Origin of the sequence: Pseudomonas sp. PDM05 (genome assembly GCF_014851685.1) — a bacterium.
Taxonomy (GTDB): domain Bacteria; phylum Pseudomonadota; class Gammaproteobacteria; order Pseudomonadales; family Pseudomonadaceae; genus Aquipseudomonas.
In genome coordinates this window covers 1-14,141 of the sequence record NZ_JACVAC010000011.1, presented here as the reverse complement: position 1 = coordinate 14,141, position 14,141 = coordinate 1, and the positions used below count along the sequence as shown (strand labels likewise).

At 61.2% G+C, this 14,141-nt stretch carries 12 protein-coding genes and 1 pseudogene; 7 read left to right on the top strand and 6 right to left on the bottom strand.

Annotated features, from left to right (window positions below):
- Positions 1–28: 28 nt before the first annotated feature.
- Together IB241_RS20165 and IB241_RS20160 are read right to left on the bottom strand one after the other, a co-directional pair.
- The gene (locus IB241_RS20165) at positions 29–946 is read right to left on the bottom strand and encodes a universal stress protein (RefSeq protein WP_192299970.1); all 918 of its coding nucleotides are present in this window, start codon (positions 944–946) and stop codon (positions 29–31) included.
- Between the two features lie 101 nt (positions 947–1,047).
- Positions 1,048–2,286, bottom strand: a complete 1,239-nt coding sequence (locus IB241_RS20160; RefSeq protein WP_192300135.1) for an MgtC/SapB family protein — start codon at positions 2,284–2,286, stop codon at positions 1,048–1,050.
- A gap of 386 nt (positions 2,287–2,672) precedes the next feature.
- On the opposite strand from IB241_RS20160, the gene arcD reads away from it, so the two are divergent.
- The 3 genes from arcD to IB241_RS20145 all read left to right on the top strand — a co-directional run bounded on the left by arcD (position 2,673) and on the right by IB241_RS20145 (position 5,710).
- A complete protein-coding gene (gene arcD / locus IB241_RS20155) occupies positions 2,673–4,163 on the top strand; it encodes an arginine-ornithine antiporter (RefSeq protein ID WP_192299969.1) in 1,491 nt (496 codons plus the stop codon).
- 87 nt (positions 4,164–4,250) lie between these two features.
- Positions 4,251–4,793: an Hsp20/alpha crystallin family protein gene (locus IB241_RS20150; protein WP_192299968.1), complete on the top strand. Its 543-nt coding sequence runs from the start codon at positions 4,251–4,253 to the stop codon at positions 4,791–4,793.
- A 179-nt stretch (positions 4,794–4,972) separates the two neighbouring features.
- Entirely contained in the window at positions 4,973–5,710 is a 738-nt protein-coding gene (locus tag IB241_RS20145) for a helix-turn-helix domain-containing protein (protein ID WP_192299967.1), read from the top strand.
- A 64-nt stretch (positions 5,711–5,774) separates the two neighbouring features.
- Here the strand turns inward: IB241_RS20145 and IB241_RS20140 are convergent, their stop codons facing one another.
- On the bottom strand, positions 5,775–6,848 hold the full coding sequence (locus IB241_RS20140; RefSeq protein WP_192299966.1) for an NAD(P)-dependent alcohol dehydrogenase: 1,074 nt from the start codon (positions 6,846–6,848) through the stop codon (positions 5,775–5,777).
- Between the two features lie 218 nt (positions 6,849–7,066).
- Between IB241_RS20140 and IB241_RS20135 the strand changes: the two genes are divergently transcribed.
- Positions 7,067–7,993 (top strand): universal stress protein, encoded by a 927-nt coding sequence (locus IB241_RS20135; RefSeq protein ID WP_192299965.1) that lies wholly within the window; start codon positions 7,067–7,069, stop codon positions 7,991–7,993.
- Positions 7,994–8,006: 13 nt separating this feature from the next.
- On the opposite strand, the gene IB241_RS20130 is transcribed toward IB241_RS20135, so the two are convergent.
- The gene (locus IB241_RS20130) at positions 8,007–8,558 is read right to left on the bottom strand and encodes a cytochrome b (protein WP_192299964.1); all 552 of its coding nucleotides are present in this window, start codon (positions 8,556–8,558) and stop codon (positions 8,007–8,009) included.
- Between the two features lie 235 nt (positions 8,559–8,793).
- Between IB241_RS20130 and IB241_RS20125 the strand changes: the two genes are divergently transcribed.
- The 3 genes from IB241_RS20125 (at position 8,794) to IB241_RS20115 (ending at position 11,214) form a co-directional block, all read left to right on the top strand.
- Complete coding sequence (locus IB241_RS20125) at positions 8,794–9,456, top strand: response regulator (RefSeq protein ID WP_192299963.1); 663 nt, start codon at positions 8,794–8,796, stop codon at positions 9,454–9,456.
- Positions 9,453–10,823, top strand: a complete 1,371-nt coding sequence (locus IB241_RS20120) for an ATP-binding protein (RefSeq protein ID WP_192299962.1) — start codon at positions 9,453–9,455, stop codon at positions 10,821–10,823. Before IB241_RS20125 ends, IB241_RS20120 begins: the two co-directional genes overlap by 4 nt.
- Positions 10,824–10,935: 112 nt before the next feature.
- Positions 10,936–11,214, top strand: coding sequence for a hypothetical protein (locus IB241_RS20115; RefSeq protein WP_192299961.1), 279 nt, complete (start codon positions 10,936–10,938; stop codon positions 11,212–11,214).
- A 131-nt stretch (positions 11,215–11,345) separates the two neighbouring features.
- Here IB241_RS20115 and treS read toward each other — a convergent pair whose 3' ends face one another.
- A complete protein-coding gene (gene treS / locus IB241_RS20110; protein ID WP_192299960.1) occupies positions 11,346–13,409 on the bottom strand; it encodes a maltose alpha-D-glucosyltransferase in 2,064 nt (687 codons plus the stop codon).
- Between the two features lie 355 nt (positions 13,410–13,764).
- Positions 13,765–14,141: pseudogene (locus IB241_RS20105) on the bottom strand (IS481 family transposase); the annotation flags it as partial.

Below are 14,141 nucleotides of genomic sequence, written 5' to 3'. Positions count from 1 at the left end.
GCGTCGGGGCGCTCGCCGGCTGCGGCCGCTATAGCCCCCGGCCCGGCTTGATCGCCAACAGGCTACAAGGCGCACGGTGCAGGAGCTGTTCGGCAGTGGTGCCCAACAGTTTGCTCAGCCCTTTGTGTTGCACCGTACCCGCCACAATTACATCGACTTGGTGTTGTTCGACGAATTGGCAAATGACCGACACCGGTACACCCTCGATGAAGTGACGGCAGTCGGCCGCAACGCCATGGCGCTCGGCTATCGCCGCGAACGCTTCACGCTGTGCCACGTCCTCGGCTTCGTAAATGCCGGTGGCCAGGGGCAAGGCGCCGAAGCCCATGTCCAGCGTGTACGCAGCCGTCCAGTCGTACGCATGCAGCACTTCAACCTGAGCATTGCAGACCTCGGCCAGTTTCGACGCGGCGGCGAGAATCTGATCGTTGAATACCAGGTCCTGGTCTTCGCTGCGCAACACATCAATGATCGCCAGGATACGACGGGGGTGCGGGTTCTGGGCGTTGGTCACCAGGTGCACCGGGACCGGGCAATCCCGCAACAGTTGCCAGTCCAGTGGGGTGTAGAACACCCGTTTCACCACCGACTCCTCGCGGGCATCCTTGATGATCATCGTCAGCGGCATTTCTTTGATGAAGTGCAGGATCTCCGCATACGGATCGCGCACCCACACCACCTCGCTGGTGACCGTGACACCGTATTCGCGCATCCGGCTCGCCTGTTCTTCAAGCCAGTGGCGGTGCTTTTCCAGATACGCATCGCGGACCGCGGCGATCTGTTCGGGCGCGAACAGGTCGGCCACCGCCAGCGCCTGTAAATAGTCAAACGCCACGATATGCAGGGGCTGTCGCAAGGCTTGCGCCAACGCCGCTGCACGTTCGAAGGCCGGCGTATGGGTCATGGCTGACGGGGCGATCAAGAGTAAACGCGGTATCTGTGACATGGTGCACCTCGGCACTTGAGCGATGGCTGGGAATACTCCAAGGCTGATCCCCTCGCCCGACGACCCACTTGATCTTTGTCAGTCATCGGGCAAATCATCGTTCAATGCACCAGCAGCGCGACCCACATGGCCGAGGTCAGCAGAATCTGCCCGGGGATGACATACGTGGCAAAGCGTCGCCCACCGCTGATCCAGGCCAACAGGCATTTGCTCAGCGCATTGCTGCTGACCGCCAACAGCACGGGCGGGGCAACGGCGCTATAGGCCAGGTGCCCGCCTTTGGCAAGCGAGGCAATCGAGGCCGTGGACGAATGGGCGTCGGCCAAGCCGCTGAAGATGGCCGTGAGCATCACGCCCGTCTGACCAAAACGATCAAGCATCAGTGACGATAAAAACGTCATCCCGGCCATGGTCAAAGTGACCGCCAGCGCAAGTTTGAGGTTGAACGCCCCGCCGACCTTGATCGGCCGGCTGGCGATACCCGCGGTTTTCGGGAAGAGCAGGCAAGCGCTGAACAGCAGCGTGACGCCAAGCCCGGCCAGCAGCGGCCCCCACATGTACGGCAACAAGGCGGTATCGACCGCGCCGAGGATCAGTGCAACCTGGGCCACCGTGGCCAGATTCGACAGAATGGCCGCCGCACTCAATACCTTGAGGTTATCCGGCTCTTTGCGCGCAATGTGCCCCATCGCCGCGATGGTCATGGTGCTGGAGGCAAAACCGGAGGCGATGGCGCTGACGACATAGCCGTAACGAACACCCAACGTGCGCACGGCGATATGGCCAATGGCCCCCACCGCCATCAGCATCACGGTCAATGTGCACAAGGTGCGCAAGTTGAGCGCCGAGTAGGGACCGATGAAGCGATCAGGGGTCAGCGGCAACACCACCAGCGCAGCGATCAGCAACACCAGGCCGTCGCGCATCTCGGCTTCGGTCAACTGGCTACGGGCAAAGTGATGGAGTTTCTCTCGGTAAGCCAGCAACCCCGCCATCACCACGCCAATGGCAATCGCCTGTTCCGGTGCTGTACCGCACAGTGCACCAAGCAACAACACCGTGAGCAAGGCCACTTCGCTGGTCACGCCCGGATCGCTGCCCAGGCTGCGCCAATAGGCCACACTGACCAGCAATGCCAGGCAGCCGCCCACGATCCCCAGCAATAGCGCTCCGCCAACCTGCATCGCCACGTAACCCAGCAACGCTGTGATCGCAAACGTGCGCAACCCGGCACAGGCACGGCTGTCGCCCCGACCTTTATGCCGTTCGCGCTCAAGACCGATCAACAGCCCGATCCCCAGCGCCGCGGCGGCGCCCGCCAGCCCCGGTGTTTCATGCATGGCGGCGCAACCCCGGCGGTTGCGTCGGGCCGGGCCTGGCATTGGCCGAAAACCGTCTGCGCGGCGTCCTGGTTATCAACATTCACCTCCGGCTGATGGTCGTGTCTGGCCCATATTCAGGGCGCCCAAGACGTTTGCTGCAAGGCTCTCCCGCTGACCCAGACTGCGCCGGGCGACGTTGCCGGGAGTTGATCATGATCAACAATCCGGGTGGGACACCCTCACGCCCTGGATGACGACGTGCGTCGCGGCTGCCCGAAAACACGGTGTGTTTACACTTTCTGACTTAAATCAAACGACCACTGAGGATTCACGGGGACATTTGAGCCAGCATTCACACCACCCTACGCGGTGAGTGTAGAAACCCTCGTTTCGTGGAGGCTTCTATGACTACGCACCTGCAAGACACCCACTCAACCGTTCCTCCCGCAGGGCAACCCATCGCAGGCAGTTTGCAAAGAGCCGACTCCCGGCGGCTCTCCCTGAGCCTGCTGGTGGCCCTTGTGATCGGTTCGATGATTGGCAGCGGCATTTTCAGCCTGCCGCAGAACATGGCCGCCCATGCGGGTGCCGGAGCGATCCTGATAGGTTGGGTGATCACCGGCATCGGCATGCTTTCGTTGGCGCTGGTTTATCAAACCTTGTCCAACCGCCAGCCGGCGCTGGACAACGGCGTATTCGCCTACGCCCGGGTCTTGGGGGGCGAGTTCCTCGGGTTCAATTCCGCCTGGGGCTACTGGATCAGTGCCTGGATCGGCAACGTCAGCTACCTGGTGATTCTGTTTGCAGCCTTGAGTTACTTCTTCCCGATGTTCGGCGAAGGCAATAACGCCGTCGCCGTTGCCGGCGCCTCGATACTGCTGTGGTCGCTGCATTGGATGATTTTACGAGGCATGCGCACCGCGGCCCGCGCCAATGCACTGACGACGGTGGCCAAAATCGTGCCCTTGTTGCTGTTCATCGGCCTGGTGATCGTGGCCTTCCGGCGCGAAACCTTCGCTGTCGGCTTCTGGGGCTCGCCTGATTTGGGCAGCACCCTCGATCAAGTCAAAAGCACCATGCTGGTGACCGTTTGGGTGTTCATCGGGATCGAAGGGGCCAACGTTTTCTCGGCGCGTGCGGCCGAACGCAAAAATGTCGGGCGTGCCACCGTGATCGGGTTCGTCATCACCTTGTTGCTGTTGATTGCGGTGTCCCTGTTGTCACTGGGCATCCTCAAGCAACCCGAGCTGGCGACCTTGAAGAACCCGTCCATGGCCGGTGTGCTTGAGGCTGCGACCGGCCCTTGGGGCGCGGTGCTGATCAGCATCGGCTTGATCATCTCGGTGGGAGGCGCCCTGCTCGCCTGGACGCTGTTGGCCGCCGAGTCGGTCTTCACGCCGGCCAAAGAGAACGTCATGCCTGGGATGCTGGCAACGGAAAACGTGCACGGTGTGCCCAGCCATGCGCTGTGGATCACCAACGGCTGCATTCAGCTGTTTCTGTTGCTCACGCTTTACTCAAGCGCCAGCTATCTCGCGCTGATTTCCCTGGCGACCTCAATGATTCTGCTGCCGTACCTGTTCAGCGGCCTCTATGCCCTGAAACTGGCCTGGCAAGGCCTGACTTACGAGGGCCATTCTGGCCTGCGAGCCCGTGACGCGGGCATTGCCTTGGTAGCCACGGTGTATTGCGTGTGGCTGCTGTATGCCGCCGGCCCCAAATACATGCTGCTCAGTGCCTTGCTGTACGCGCCAGGCTCGTTGATTTATCTGGCCAGCATGAAAGCCCGTCAGGGCCAACCCCTCAACGGCGCCGAAACGGGCCTGTTGATCATCATCTGGGCCGCCGCGGCCTTTGCCGGCCGAATGTTGTGGACGGGGGCACTGACCTTGTGAGGAGCGCGCTCACAGCGTGTTTTTTTCAGGGCGGCCTGGCGTACCGGGAGTGTGCCGCCTGCCCTTCACCCAAGAGGAGTCGTCAAGATGAGCAATTCCGAGAAAAAAATGCCGATCCAGACCGAGGCCAAGTCCAATCAGCATCCGTTGTCGTCAGACCTGTGGCAGCCCTTTGAAAAACTCCGGCAACAGGTCGATCACCTGTTTGCCGATTTCAATCGCGGTTCAGGGCTGTCGCCCTTCAGTCGCGGCTTGTTTGATCTCGAACCACTGTGGCGGCACGAACGGATCGGCCAGCGCCTGCCCGCCGTGGACATCACCGAGAAGGACAAAAGCTTTGAAATCAGCGCAGAACTGCCCGGCATGGATCAGAAGAGCATCGAGCTCAAGCTGTCCAACGGCAACCTGATCATCAAGGGGGAAAAGAAAGCGGAGAAGGTTGAAAAAAACAAAGGCTACCACCTCAGCGAGCGTCACTACGGCTCCTTTGAACGGGTATTCAGCCTGCCCAAAGGCGTGGATGCCGAGAAGATCGAAGCCAGCTTCAGCAACGGCGTACTGAACATCTCATTGCCCAAGAAGCCCGAAGCCATGAAGGCGGACAAGGTCGTGCCCATCAAGGCCGACTGAGGCTTGCCCCACTTGCCCCTGCCAGGATAACGACAGGGGTTTTCTTTGATCACAGGGTTCACGCCATCACCGCATGACCGTTCGACGCCTTTTATTGAATTAAATTGAACCAAACGAACGTATGAACTTTTGCGCCGCTACTCTTAGCTGACTTTTACAGGGGGGGCGCAAGGTCAGCCATGTCTGAAGTCAACTATCAGCGCCGCTCCGTCAAGGCGGCCTGCGCCAATTGCGGCGTGCTGGAGTTGTGCCTACCGCTCGGGCTTACAGGGCAAGAGGTCGAACGCCTGGACCAAATGATCTTGCAGCGCATCAAGGTCAAAAAAGGCAATGCACTGTATCGCACCGGCGACCCATTCAGTGCGCTGTACGCAGTGCGCATCGGCTCCTTCAAAACCACTGCACTCACGATTGATGGTCGCGAGCAGGTCACGGGCTTCCAGATTTGCGGCGAGATGCTCGGCCTGGATGCCATCAGCAGTGGTGCACACGCTGGAAATGCCTTTGCCTTGGAGGACAGTGAGGTCTGCCCTATTCATTACCGGCATCTGGAGCGACTCGCGCGGGACCTGCCTTCGCTGCAACACAACCTGAACAAGATCTTCAGCCGCGAAATCGTTCGCGATCACGAGGTGCTGATGATGCTGGGCAACATGAATTCAGATGAACGCCTCGGCGCTTTTCTGCTGAACCTGTCGCAACGCTTGAGTATGCGCGGGTACTCGTCCAGCCATTTTGTGCTGAAAATGTATCGGGAGGACATCGGTTCCTACCTGGGCCTGCGCCTCGAAACCATCTGCCGGAGCATCGCTCACCTGCGTGAACTGGAACTGGTGGAAATAAGCGGGCGCGAGGTCAATATCCAGAATATGGAGGGGCTCAGACGACTGATCACAGGCTGCCATCGCCTGCGCTGACAGCCGATGCGGCTCACTCAACGATGCAATCGAGTGAACCGCAGGCCAATGCCACGCCCCCGGTTCACGGCGTGATTGCAACTTTCATGACCCCGTCCCGCTGGTGTGCAAACAGGTCGTAGGCCGCTTCAATGTCGTCGAGACGGAATCGGTGAGTGACCAGCGGCGACAGATCCACCAACCCGCTACGCACGACGGCCATCAAGCGGCGCATACGTTCCTTGCCGCCAGGGCACAGCGTCGTAACGATGCTGTAATCGCCCAGCCCTGCCGCAAAGGCATTGAGCGGTATGTGCAGGTCTTTGGAATACACGCCCAGGCTCGACAGGCGACCACCGGGACGCAATACGCGCAACGCCGATTCAAAGGTGCCCTGGGTACCGAGCGCTTCGATCGACACATCCACCCCGCGCCCGTCGGTCAGGGCCATGATCTGTTCGACCACATCGCCGTCCTTGAAATTGACCACATGGGTAGCCCCCAATCCACGCGCCACCGTCATGCGCTCGGCCACGGCATCCACCCCTATGATGGTGCTGGCGCCTTTGAGCCGGGCACCGGCAATTGCACACAAGCCAATCGGCCCCAGGGCAAAGACGGCTACGGTATCGCCGATCTTCACTTCACCGCGCTCGGCGCCGGAAAAGCCGGTGGACATGATGTCCGGGCACATAAGCACCTGTTCATCACTCAGGCCGTCGGGAATCGGGCACAGGTTGGCCAACGCATCAGGCACCAGCACATATTCAGCCTGGCAGCCGTCGATGGTGTTGCCGAACTTCCAGCCGCCGATAGCCCGAAAACCATGGCGAGTATCCGGGCCGTCCTGGGAACCACAGCCACACAGGCAGGCGTAACTCTGGCCGCTGGGGGTGATGGCGCCGGCAATCACGCGCTGCCCTTCCACAAACCCACGCACCTGAGACCCCAGCCGCTCGATGATGCCCACCGGCTCGTGACCCACCGTCAGGCCCTTGGCCACCGGGTATTCGCCTCGCAGGATGTGCACATCCGTACCGCAAATGGTGGTGGTGGTTATTCGAATCAATGCGTCCAGCGGGCCGACCTCCGGAATCGGCTTGTCTTCGAGCACGATGCGATTGTTTTCGACGAATATCGCCGCTTTCATAGTGGCCATTATCTTCTCCTGGTGGGTTCGACGCTTGGCCCAGGCTGCACCGGACTGCCTGGCCCGGGTTTGATAATGATCAATAAAGCGTGACGTACCGCCGGGTGGACCACCTGTCAGGCAACCGGATGCGGGTATGCGTTGTTTGACAAAGATCAACCACCCGGATCGCGCCAGGCGCAGCCTGTTGGCATCGACTCGACACACCTTGCCAAGGGAGCTTCGCCATGTCCGGACAACCGCGTTTCATGCTGATCATCTCACCGTTGATGGAACACAGCCCCGCCTTGGACCGGGCCGCGGCACTCGCCAAGGCGTCGGATGCGGCCCTGCATATCGTGGCCTTCGACTACCTTGACGGGCTGGCGACAGCCGGCATGGTCAACGAGCAGGCACTGGAACAGATGCGCATCGGCTACGTCGAACGTCATCGCCAATGGTTGGAAGACCAGGCACGGCCACTGCGCAACATCGGTATAGCCGTCACCACCGAGGTGGTCTGGGTGGAACGAGCGCTGCAGGAAATTCTCACTCATCTGAGGGAGCAGCCCATGGCGGTGCTGATCAAGGCCTTGGTCCAGGAGTCGTTCATGTCGCGCCTGATGTTTACGCCGCTGGACATCCACTTGTTACGCGAATGCCCGGTGCCGCTGCATTTTGTCAGCCACGCCAAGCATGCCCTGCCGCGCAAGATCCTCGCCGCTGTGGACCCGTTTCACCGCGACGGCCAATACGCCGACCTCAACGACAGAATCCTGCGCGAAGCGGTGAAACTGGCCAGCGCCTGCAATGCTGAGCTGGATGTGCTCTACGCCCATGACCTGTCATCGAGCAGCGCCAATGAACTTGGCATCGATAAGGCCATGGCGTTTTTCTCCTCAGGTGCCGCCAAGTCACTGTTGGATGCCCAGGCCGATGCTTTCCGCGCGCTGGCCGAACGCAACGGGATTCCAGAAGAACGCCGGCACCTGGTCATGGGCAACCCGGCCAAGGTGCTCTGCAACTACGCCGCCAGCTACGACATCGACATGGTGGTCATGGGTCGCGTCGGTCACCGGGGTATCAGCCAGTTGATCGGCAGCACGGTGGAACGGGTGTTGTACAAAATGCCGTGCAGCGTATGGGTAGTTTCACCGCAACCCCTGTCGGACTGAACATCCAGGCCTACTAGGAGCGCTCACGCCCGCCCAGCATGCGGTCCAGGGTGTTGTCCCGCACCCAATAGTGATGCAGCAACCCTGCCGCCGCATGCAGGCCGATCAGCCAATAGCCCGCACTGCCAAGCCATTCGTGCCACCCCTTGAGCTGCTTGGCCAGGTCGGGGTCGACCGCCACCAGCGCCGGCAGATGAAAGCCGAAGTACGGAAAGGCTTTGTCGCCGGCGGCGAGCATCAGCCAGGCCAGCACCGGGGTGACGATCATCAACACATACAGGGCCAGGTGCATCAGGTGCGCGAGTGCGGTCTGCCATGCCGGCGGTGTCGGCGTGATCGGCGGGCGCGGCGACAGGCGTGCGAGCAGGCGAACCCACACCAGGACGAAGATGCTCGCGCCAAACACCCCATGCAATCCCATGAACAGGCTTCGCGCCTCGCTGCCTCGGGGCAGCAAGCCCTTGATTTCAACGCAGGCATAGACACCGACGAACAGCACCAGCATCAGCCAGTGCAAAGTGATCGACAGTTTTCCATAACGGGTGACAGCGGTGTCGCGGGTCATAATAGCCTCGTGATGATCGTAAGCGACGGCCGATTCGTTCGGCAGTCTCGAGTCGGTTGCCACCCTGCTCTGATAGTCTTAAGACAATCTGAAGATCGACGGTTACGTCGGTTTTTTTTACCTTCAGCCTTGGTTAAGAAATGGCCCGGATACTCCACTCGCCACCCCCCTTGGGAGCGGCGTTGCGCCCATGGCCGGTGGGCGTGAACAACAATCCCGACTCAAAGGAGTCCGTGTGCGTCTATTACTGATCGAGGATGATGTGGCCCTCGGCGAGGGCGTTCAGCAGGCGCTGGGGCGCGAAGGCTATACCGTCGACTGGCTCAAGGATGGCGCCAGCGCGCTGCACGCCTTGCTCAGTGAAACCTTTGACCTGGCGGTACTCGACCTCGGCCTGCCGCGCATGGACGGTCTCGACGTATTACGCCGCCTGCGTGACAGCGGTTCAAACCTGCCGGTGCTGATCCTCACCGCCCGTGATGCCACCGAAGACCGCATCGCAGGGCTGGACGCCGGCGCCGACGACTACCTGATCAAGCCCTTCGACCTCGCCGAACTCAAGGCCCGCCTGCGCGCCTTGCTGCGACGCAGTGCAGGGCGCGCGCAAATGCTGATCGAACACGCCGGTATCAGCCTCAACCCCGGCACCCAGCAGGTCAGCTATCTCGGCCAGCCGGTGGTGCTCACGCCCAAGGAGTATCAACTGCTGCACGAGCTGCTGTCGCCACCGGGCCGGGTCATGACCCGCGATCAACTGACACAGCTGCTCTACGGCTGGAACGAGGAAGCCGAAAGCAACACCCTGGAGGTGCACATCTACCACCTGCGCAAGAAATTCTGCGCCGACCTGATCCGCACCATTCGCGGCGTAGGCTACCTGGTGGAGGAGCGCCCATGAGCTCGATCCGCCGCCGTAGCCTGACCCTGGTCATCGGCCTGATGCTGGCCGGCCTGGCAGTGCTCAGCCTTTTCAGCCTGCACGACAGCAACCACGAAATCGCCGAGGTCTACGACGCGCAATTGGCGCAGAACGCGCGCCTGCTGCAAGGCGTCATGCGCATGCCGTTGGCCGGGCAGGAACGCGCCAACCTGTATCAAGCCTTCAACTCGGCGCTGGCTGAAGCCGTGCCTCGGGGTGATGGCCATCGCTACGAAAGAAAGATCGCCTTTGAGGTGTGGAACCCCCAAGGCGAAGTCCTGGTGCGCACCGCCAGCGCGCCTTCCTTTTCCACGCCACCCACCCAGCCCGGCTTCAGTGATACGCAAGACCTGAACAAGCACCACTGGCGGTCCTTCCTCCTGGAGGATAAACAGAACGGTTTGCGCATCTGGGCCGGCGAACGCTATGACGTGCGTGCGGAACTGGTCAGTCGCATCGTCCGCCATACGTTGTGGCTGAACCTGATCGGCAGTCTGGTGCTTGCCACAATGATCTGGTTCGCCATCGGCTGGGGCCTCAAACCCCTGGCCAACATGGCCGCGACCCTGCGCGCGCGGCACAGTGGCGCCCTTGAACCGCTGCAACTGACGCCGCTGCCCAGCGAGCTGGAGCCGATGCAGACCGCGCTCAACCGCATGCTCGCGCAGATCCAGGAGGTGCTGGGGCGTGAACGGCGCTTCATTGCCGATGCCGCCCACGAAATGCGCACGCCCCTGGCGGTACTGCGGGTTCACGCGCAAAACCTGCTGGAGGCCGGCACCGAACAGGAGCGCCACGAGTCACTCGAATTTCTCATCGCCGGCGTCGATCGTACCAGCCGCCTGGTCAGTCAATTGCTGACCATGGCCCGACTCGAACCCCAGGCCACCGCGCCCGCCTACAAACCCATCGACCTCGGCGAAACCGTCCGCAACAGCCTGGTGCAGCTCACGCCATGGCTGCTGAGCAGGCACCTGGAACTGGCTTTTGACGTCAGCGACCACCCCTTCAACACCCTCTCCGATCCCATTGCCATCGACATCGCCCTGAACAACCTGATCAGCAACGCTGCCAACTTCTCCCCGGAACATGGCGTGATCACTGTGCAACTGACCCAGGCTGACGGGTTTTACCACTTGAGCGTCGACGATCAAGGCCCAGGTATCCATGAGGCGGACCGGGCGCGGTTGTTCGAACGCTTCTACAACCGCGGCAACCCTAAGGGCGCGGGGTTGGGGCTGACCATCGTCAACACCATCGCAACCCGATTGGGTGGGCGAATCGAGCTGGCTAACCGAGCAGAAGGCGGCCTGCGGGCGACACTGTCGATTCCGATCAACGCGTAAGCCGCCCCTACGCCGCTCAGGGAACAATACGCCAGCGCCGCTGGGGTGAACTTGGCATAAAAAAGCCTTAACATGCGGCGTTCGGCTACACACCCCAAGGAAGAAATCACTGATGAGCACGACCGTTTACTGGCTACGTTTATTGGCCTCCATCCCGGTTTATGGCTTATCCATCTTGGTGTGGGTCCAAACCCCCAGGTCTATCCTTGATGCCATCCGGCTATGGCGCCGGGGCTACCTGAGTTCGTACGAGATCGGCCTGACGATTGGCTATGTGGCCGGTAGCCTGTTGGCTGCGGTGGTTGCCTACGGCATCTGGCGATTGGCGCGCTACTTGCGCACTGCCTACTTCAGGAAACAACCCAAACCCGCCCCAACCCCCTGGCCCTAAACCTGTAGTGAGCGGGCTTGCCCCGCGCTGGGGGGCGCAGCCGCCCCAAATCCAGGCACCTCGTTCTTCCTGACCCACTGCGGCGTACCGTTTGGGGCGGCTTCGCCCCCCAGCGCGGGCAAGCCCGCTCACTACATGGGGGTAGTGCTGACGATTCGTAAGGCCAAGCCTTCGTATGCATCCAGGGTAATGGTGAATTCACCCTCCTGCGTCAGATCCCCCTCGACCCGTTCATTGATAATGTCCACCACCGGCCCTGGCGCAATGCCGGGCAGGCGCAGGGTTTCGGTAAGCGGTGTGGCGCCGAAGTTGAGCGCGGTGATCTGGGTGCCTTTGCCCGCCGGCAGTTCGTGGACCATGATCAGCAACCCCGGGTGCTGCACATCCGGCACCAGGATCTGGCGGCTCGCGGCAATGTCGTACGCGCGGCGCACCGCGAGGATTTTTTGCAACTGCGAGGCAAACGATTCAGGGTCCTGCAATTGGCTGTTCAGGCTGCCGTACAAGCTGTGCGCACGGGGCATGTGCCCGGCCGACTGTTCGGCGGCGGGGTTCAAGTCCACCAGGTCGTAGGCGCCACGGTGAATCCAGCGCGTATCGCCATCGCCCATCAAATGCGCCACCTCATCCGCCGGCAACGGCAACGCCCCCACCAGATCCCAGCCGGACAAGGCAAATACCCCCGGCTGCATGGCGTTGTACATCACCAGCAGCAGATGGATCTGTCGGATTTGCCCCACATCCTCCGGCGTGATCGCCGCCAAATCGCGAATCCCCAACGCCGCCGTGATGATGCTGGCCGTGGTGCAGGCCACGCCATTGGTGACGAACTTGAGGTTGTACGGCGCCTGTTCACCCGTCAGGCGTTCATACATCTGCTCGCGGATGTGCTCGCGCAGGCTGTTGCCGGGAAAGGTCTGGCCCTGGTAAACGAAGCTGTCGTGGGCATGCAACGTCCAGAAGTGCACCAGTTCCAGGGTCAGTTCATCGTGGTTTTGCAGCGCATGGATCAACGAACCGGGGTCGATGCCCAGGCTGTGCATCTGGCGCAGCATCAGGCGCAGGAACTCGGTGTCCCCCATCAGCAAGGCGTGCTGGTAGGCAGGCCGGGTAATGAAATCGTAGGACAGGTCCGCACCGCCATGGGACATCGCTGCAATGTCGTCCACGGTCAGGTTCAGCTCCTGGAAACTGAAACCTCCGGCCTTGCGGATCGCGCCGCCGAGCAATTGGTTGCCGGTGATCGACAGCGGATGGCTTTCCGACCAGGCCGTGCCGTCGGCCTTGCGCTCCACGCCAAGGAAACCGTTGGCGTCGAGGCGCAGGATCTTCGCGCCCATTACGTCGATGGCATGCAAGGCGTCGCCGATGATCATCTGCTGCGCGGCGAAACTGGGGTCCAGCCAGTTCAACGACGGCTGGCCTGCCTTGAAGTAATGCAGGTACACCCAGCGGCGCGGTTTGCCGTCCACGCCGATGACCACGGGCGTGGCGCTCCAGTCGGTTTCCTTGACCCCAGGCTCGAAGAAAATCACCCGCTGCAACTGGCCGACGATGTAGTGCTTGTCGCGGAGTGCATCCACCTGCAGCGGGCTGAGGTTGTGCGCATCCTGGCCGTCGACGACCTCGGGCAGCAGTGGCCAGTCTTCTTCGCGGATCTCCACCATGTGGTACAGCCCGGGATAGTCCTCGTAGGCCATCTCGGCCAGGCGGAAGTCGGCGCCTTTGCCGGTGTGGGACGGGATCACGTCATCGATGATCACCGCATTGTGCGCAGCCGCCATGCGCGTCAGCGCCTGCAACTGCGCCTCGCTGCCCAGTTGCGGGTCGATCTGGAAACTGATGCGATCGAAATTGCCGTCGATGGTCGGCGTGTGCCGTGTGCCGCTCAAGCCGCCGGACATCTTCAGCGGGCCGTTATGGATGCCCTGGATGCCGATCTTCGACAGCGCCTGCCACAGGCTTTCATCGCCCAGCGCCTCCAGCACCGTGCCGCCCTCGCGCGTCACGATCGACGCCGGGTACGCGGTGAACCACACCGACGACAACGCTGATGCATCCCGTGGCCGGGTTTGTGCGTAGGGCTGTTGCCACAGGCGCCCGTGCCCGGAATAGAGCCGCGCACGCTGGCGTGCCGCGTGCAGCATCGACTGTTCAACCAGCCAGTTCACATGATCGTTGTCCGGCGCCGTCATAAGCTCAGTCCCTGTCGTGGTGAAATGTTGCTTGTAGACATATGAGGGGGCTGCGCGCCAATCGTTGCATTGCGATGCGCAGTTCGAAATCGGGCGGGTGTTGTTGCGATGCGCAATCACGCGCGGCGATCAGCCTGTAGCCAATACGGCACGGTCAACAATACCAATACGCACGGTCAACAAACTGTAGTGAGCGGGCTTGCCCCGCGCTGGGGGGCGAAGCCGCCCTGAATCCGGGCACCTCGGTCTTTCAGACACACCGCGGCGTCCCGTTTGGGGCGGCTTCGCCACCCAGCGCGGGTGTAGAACCGTAGACATCCTTTACATCTGAAACCGGGGACATCGTTTACACATTTTAGGCTTGGACGCGGCCCATGCCTCGTCCAAGCCTCCCTAGGGGATAGTCACACAGGTACAGATCCCAAACATCATCTTCAACTTCTTTGAGCGCAATCCGCTCTCCTGATAGCGCTTCGCTTACAAACAACAACTTTCCTTTCCACATGATTGAGCCGTTCTGTCTGACGCTTCGTACTTTCATTTCCGCGGCATACTCCACATCCGGCAGACATCCTGGATAAGGTCGAGTAGACGGCACATATACTTCACCCGGGCGCTTCATGCCCAGCGCCTCGTGAGGTCGTATGTAATTGAATTCATGTCGAAAATGCTCCAGCAAGAGCTGCTGCTCAACCAGGTTTTTCCCCAGTGGCAACTCAAACTTCAAACTAC

Bases quoted from the DNA above. Each gene is read 5' to 3' on its own strand.
- IB241_RS20165 (WP_192299970.1), bottom strand. From the start codon at position 946: ATGTCACAGATACCGCGTTTACTCTTGATCGCCCCGTCAGCCATGACC.
- IB241_RS20160 (WP_192300135.1), bottom strand. From the start codon at position 2,286: ATGCATGAAACACCGGGGCTGGCGGGCGCCGCCGCGGCGCTGGGGATC.
- arcD (WP_192299969.1), top strand. From the start codon at position 2,673: ATGACTACGCACCTGCAAGACACCCACTCAACCGTTCCTCCCGCAGGG.
- IB241_RS20150 (WP_192299968.1), top strand. From the start codon at position 4,251: ATGAGCAATTCCGAGAAAAAAATGCCGATCCAGACCGAGGCCAAGTCC.
- IB241_RS20145 (WP_192299967.1), top strand. From the start codon at position 4,973: ATGTCTGAAGTCAACTATCAGCGCCGCTCCGTCAAGGCGGCCTGCGCC.
- IB241_RS20140 (WP_192299966.1), bottom strand. From the start codon at position 6,848: ATGGCCACTATGAAAGCGGCGATATTCGTCGAAAACAATCGCATCGTG.
- IB241_RS20135 (WP_192299965.1), top strand. From the start codon at position 7,067: ATGTCCGGACAACCGCGTTTCATGCTGATCATCTCACCGTTGATGGAA.
- IB241_RS20130 (WP_192299964.1), bottom strand. From the start codon at position 8,558: ATGACCCGCGACACCGCTGTCACCCGTTATGGAAAACTGTCGATCACT.
- IB241_RS20120 (WP_192299962.1), top strand. From the start codon at position 9,453: ATGAGCTCGATCCGCCGCCGTAGCCTGACCCTGGTCATCGGCCTGATG.
- IB241_RS20115 (WP_192299961.1), top strand. From the start codon at position 10,936: ATGAGCACGACCGTTTACTGGCTACGTTTATTGGCCTCCATCCCGGTT.
- treS (WP_192299960.1), bottom strand. From the start codon at position 13,409: ATGACGGCGCCGGACAACGATCATGTGAACTGGCTGGTTGAACAGTCG.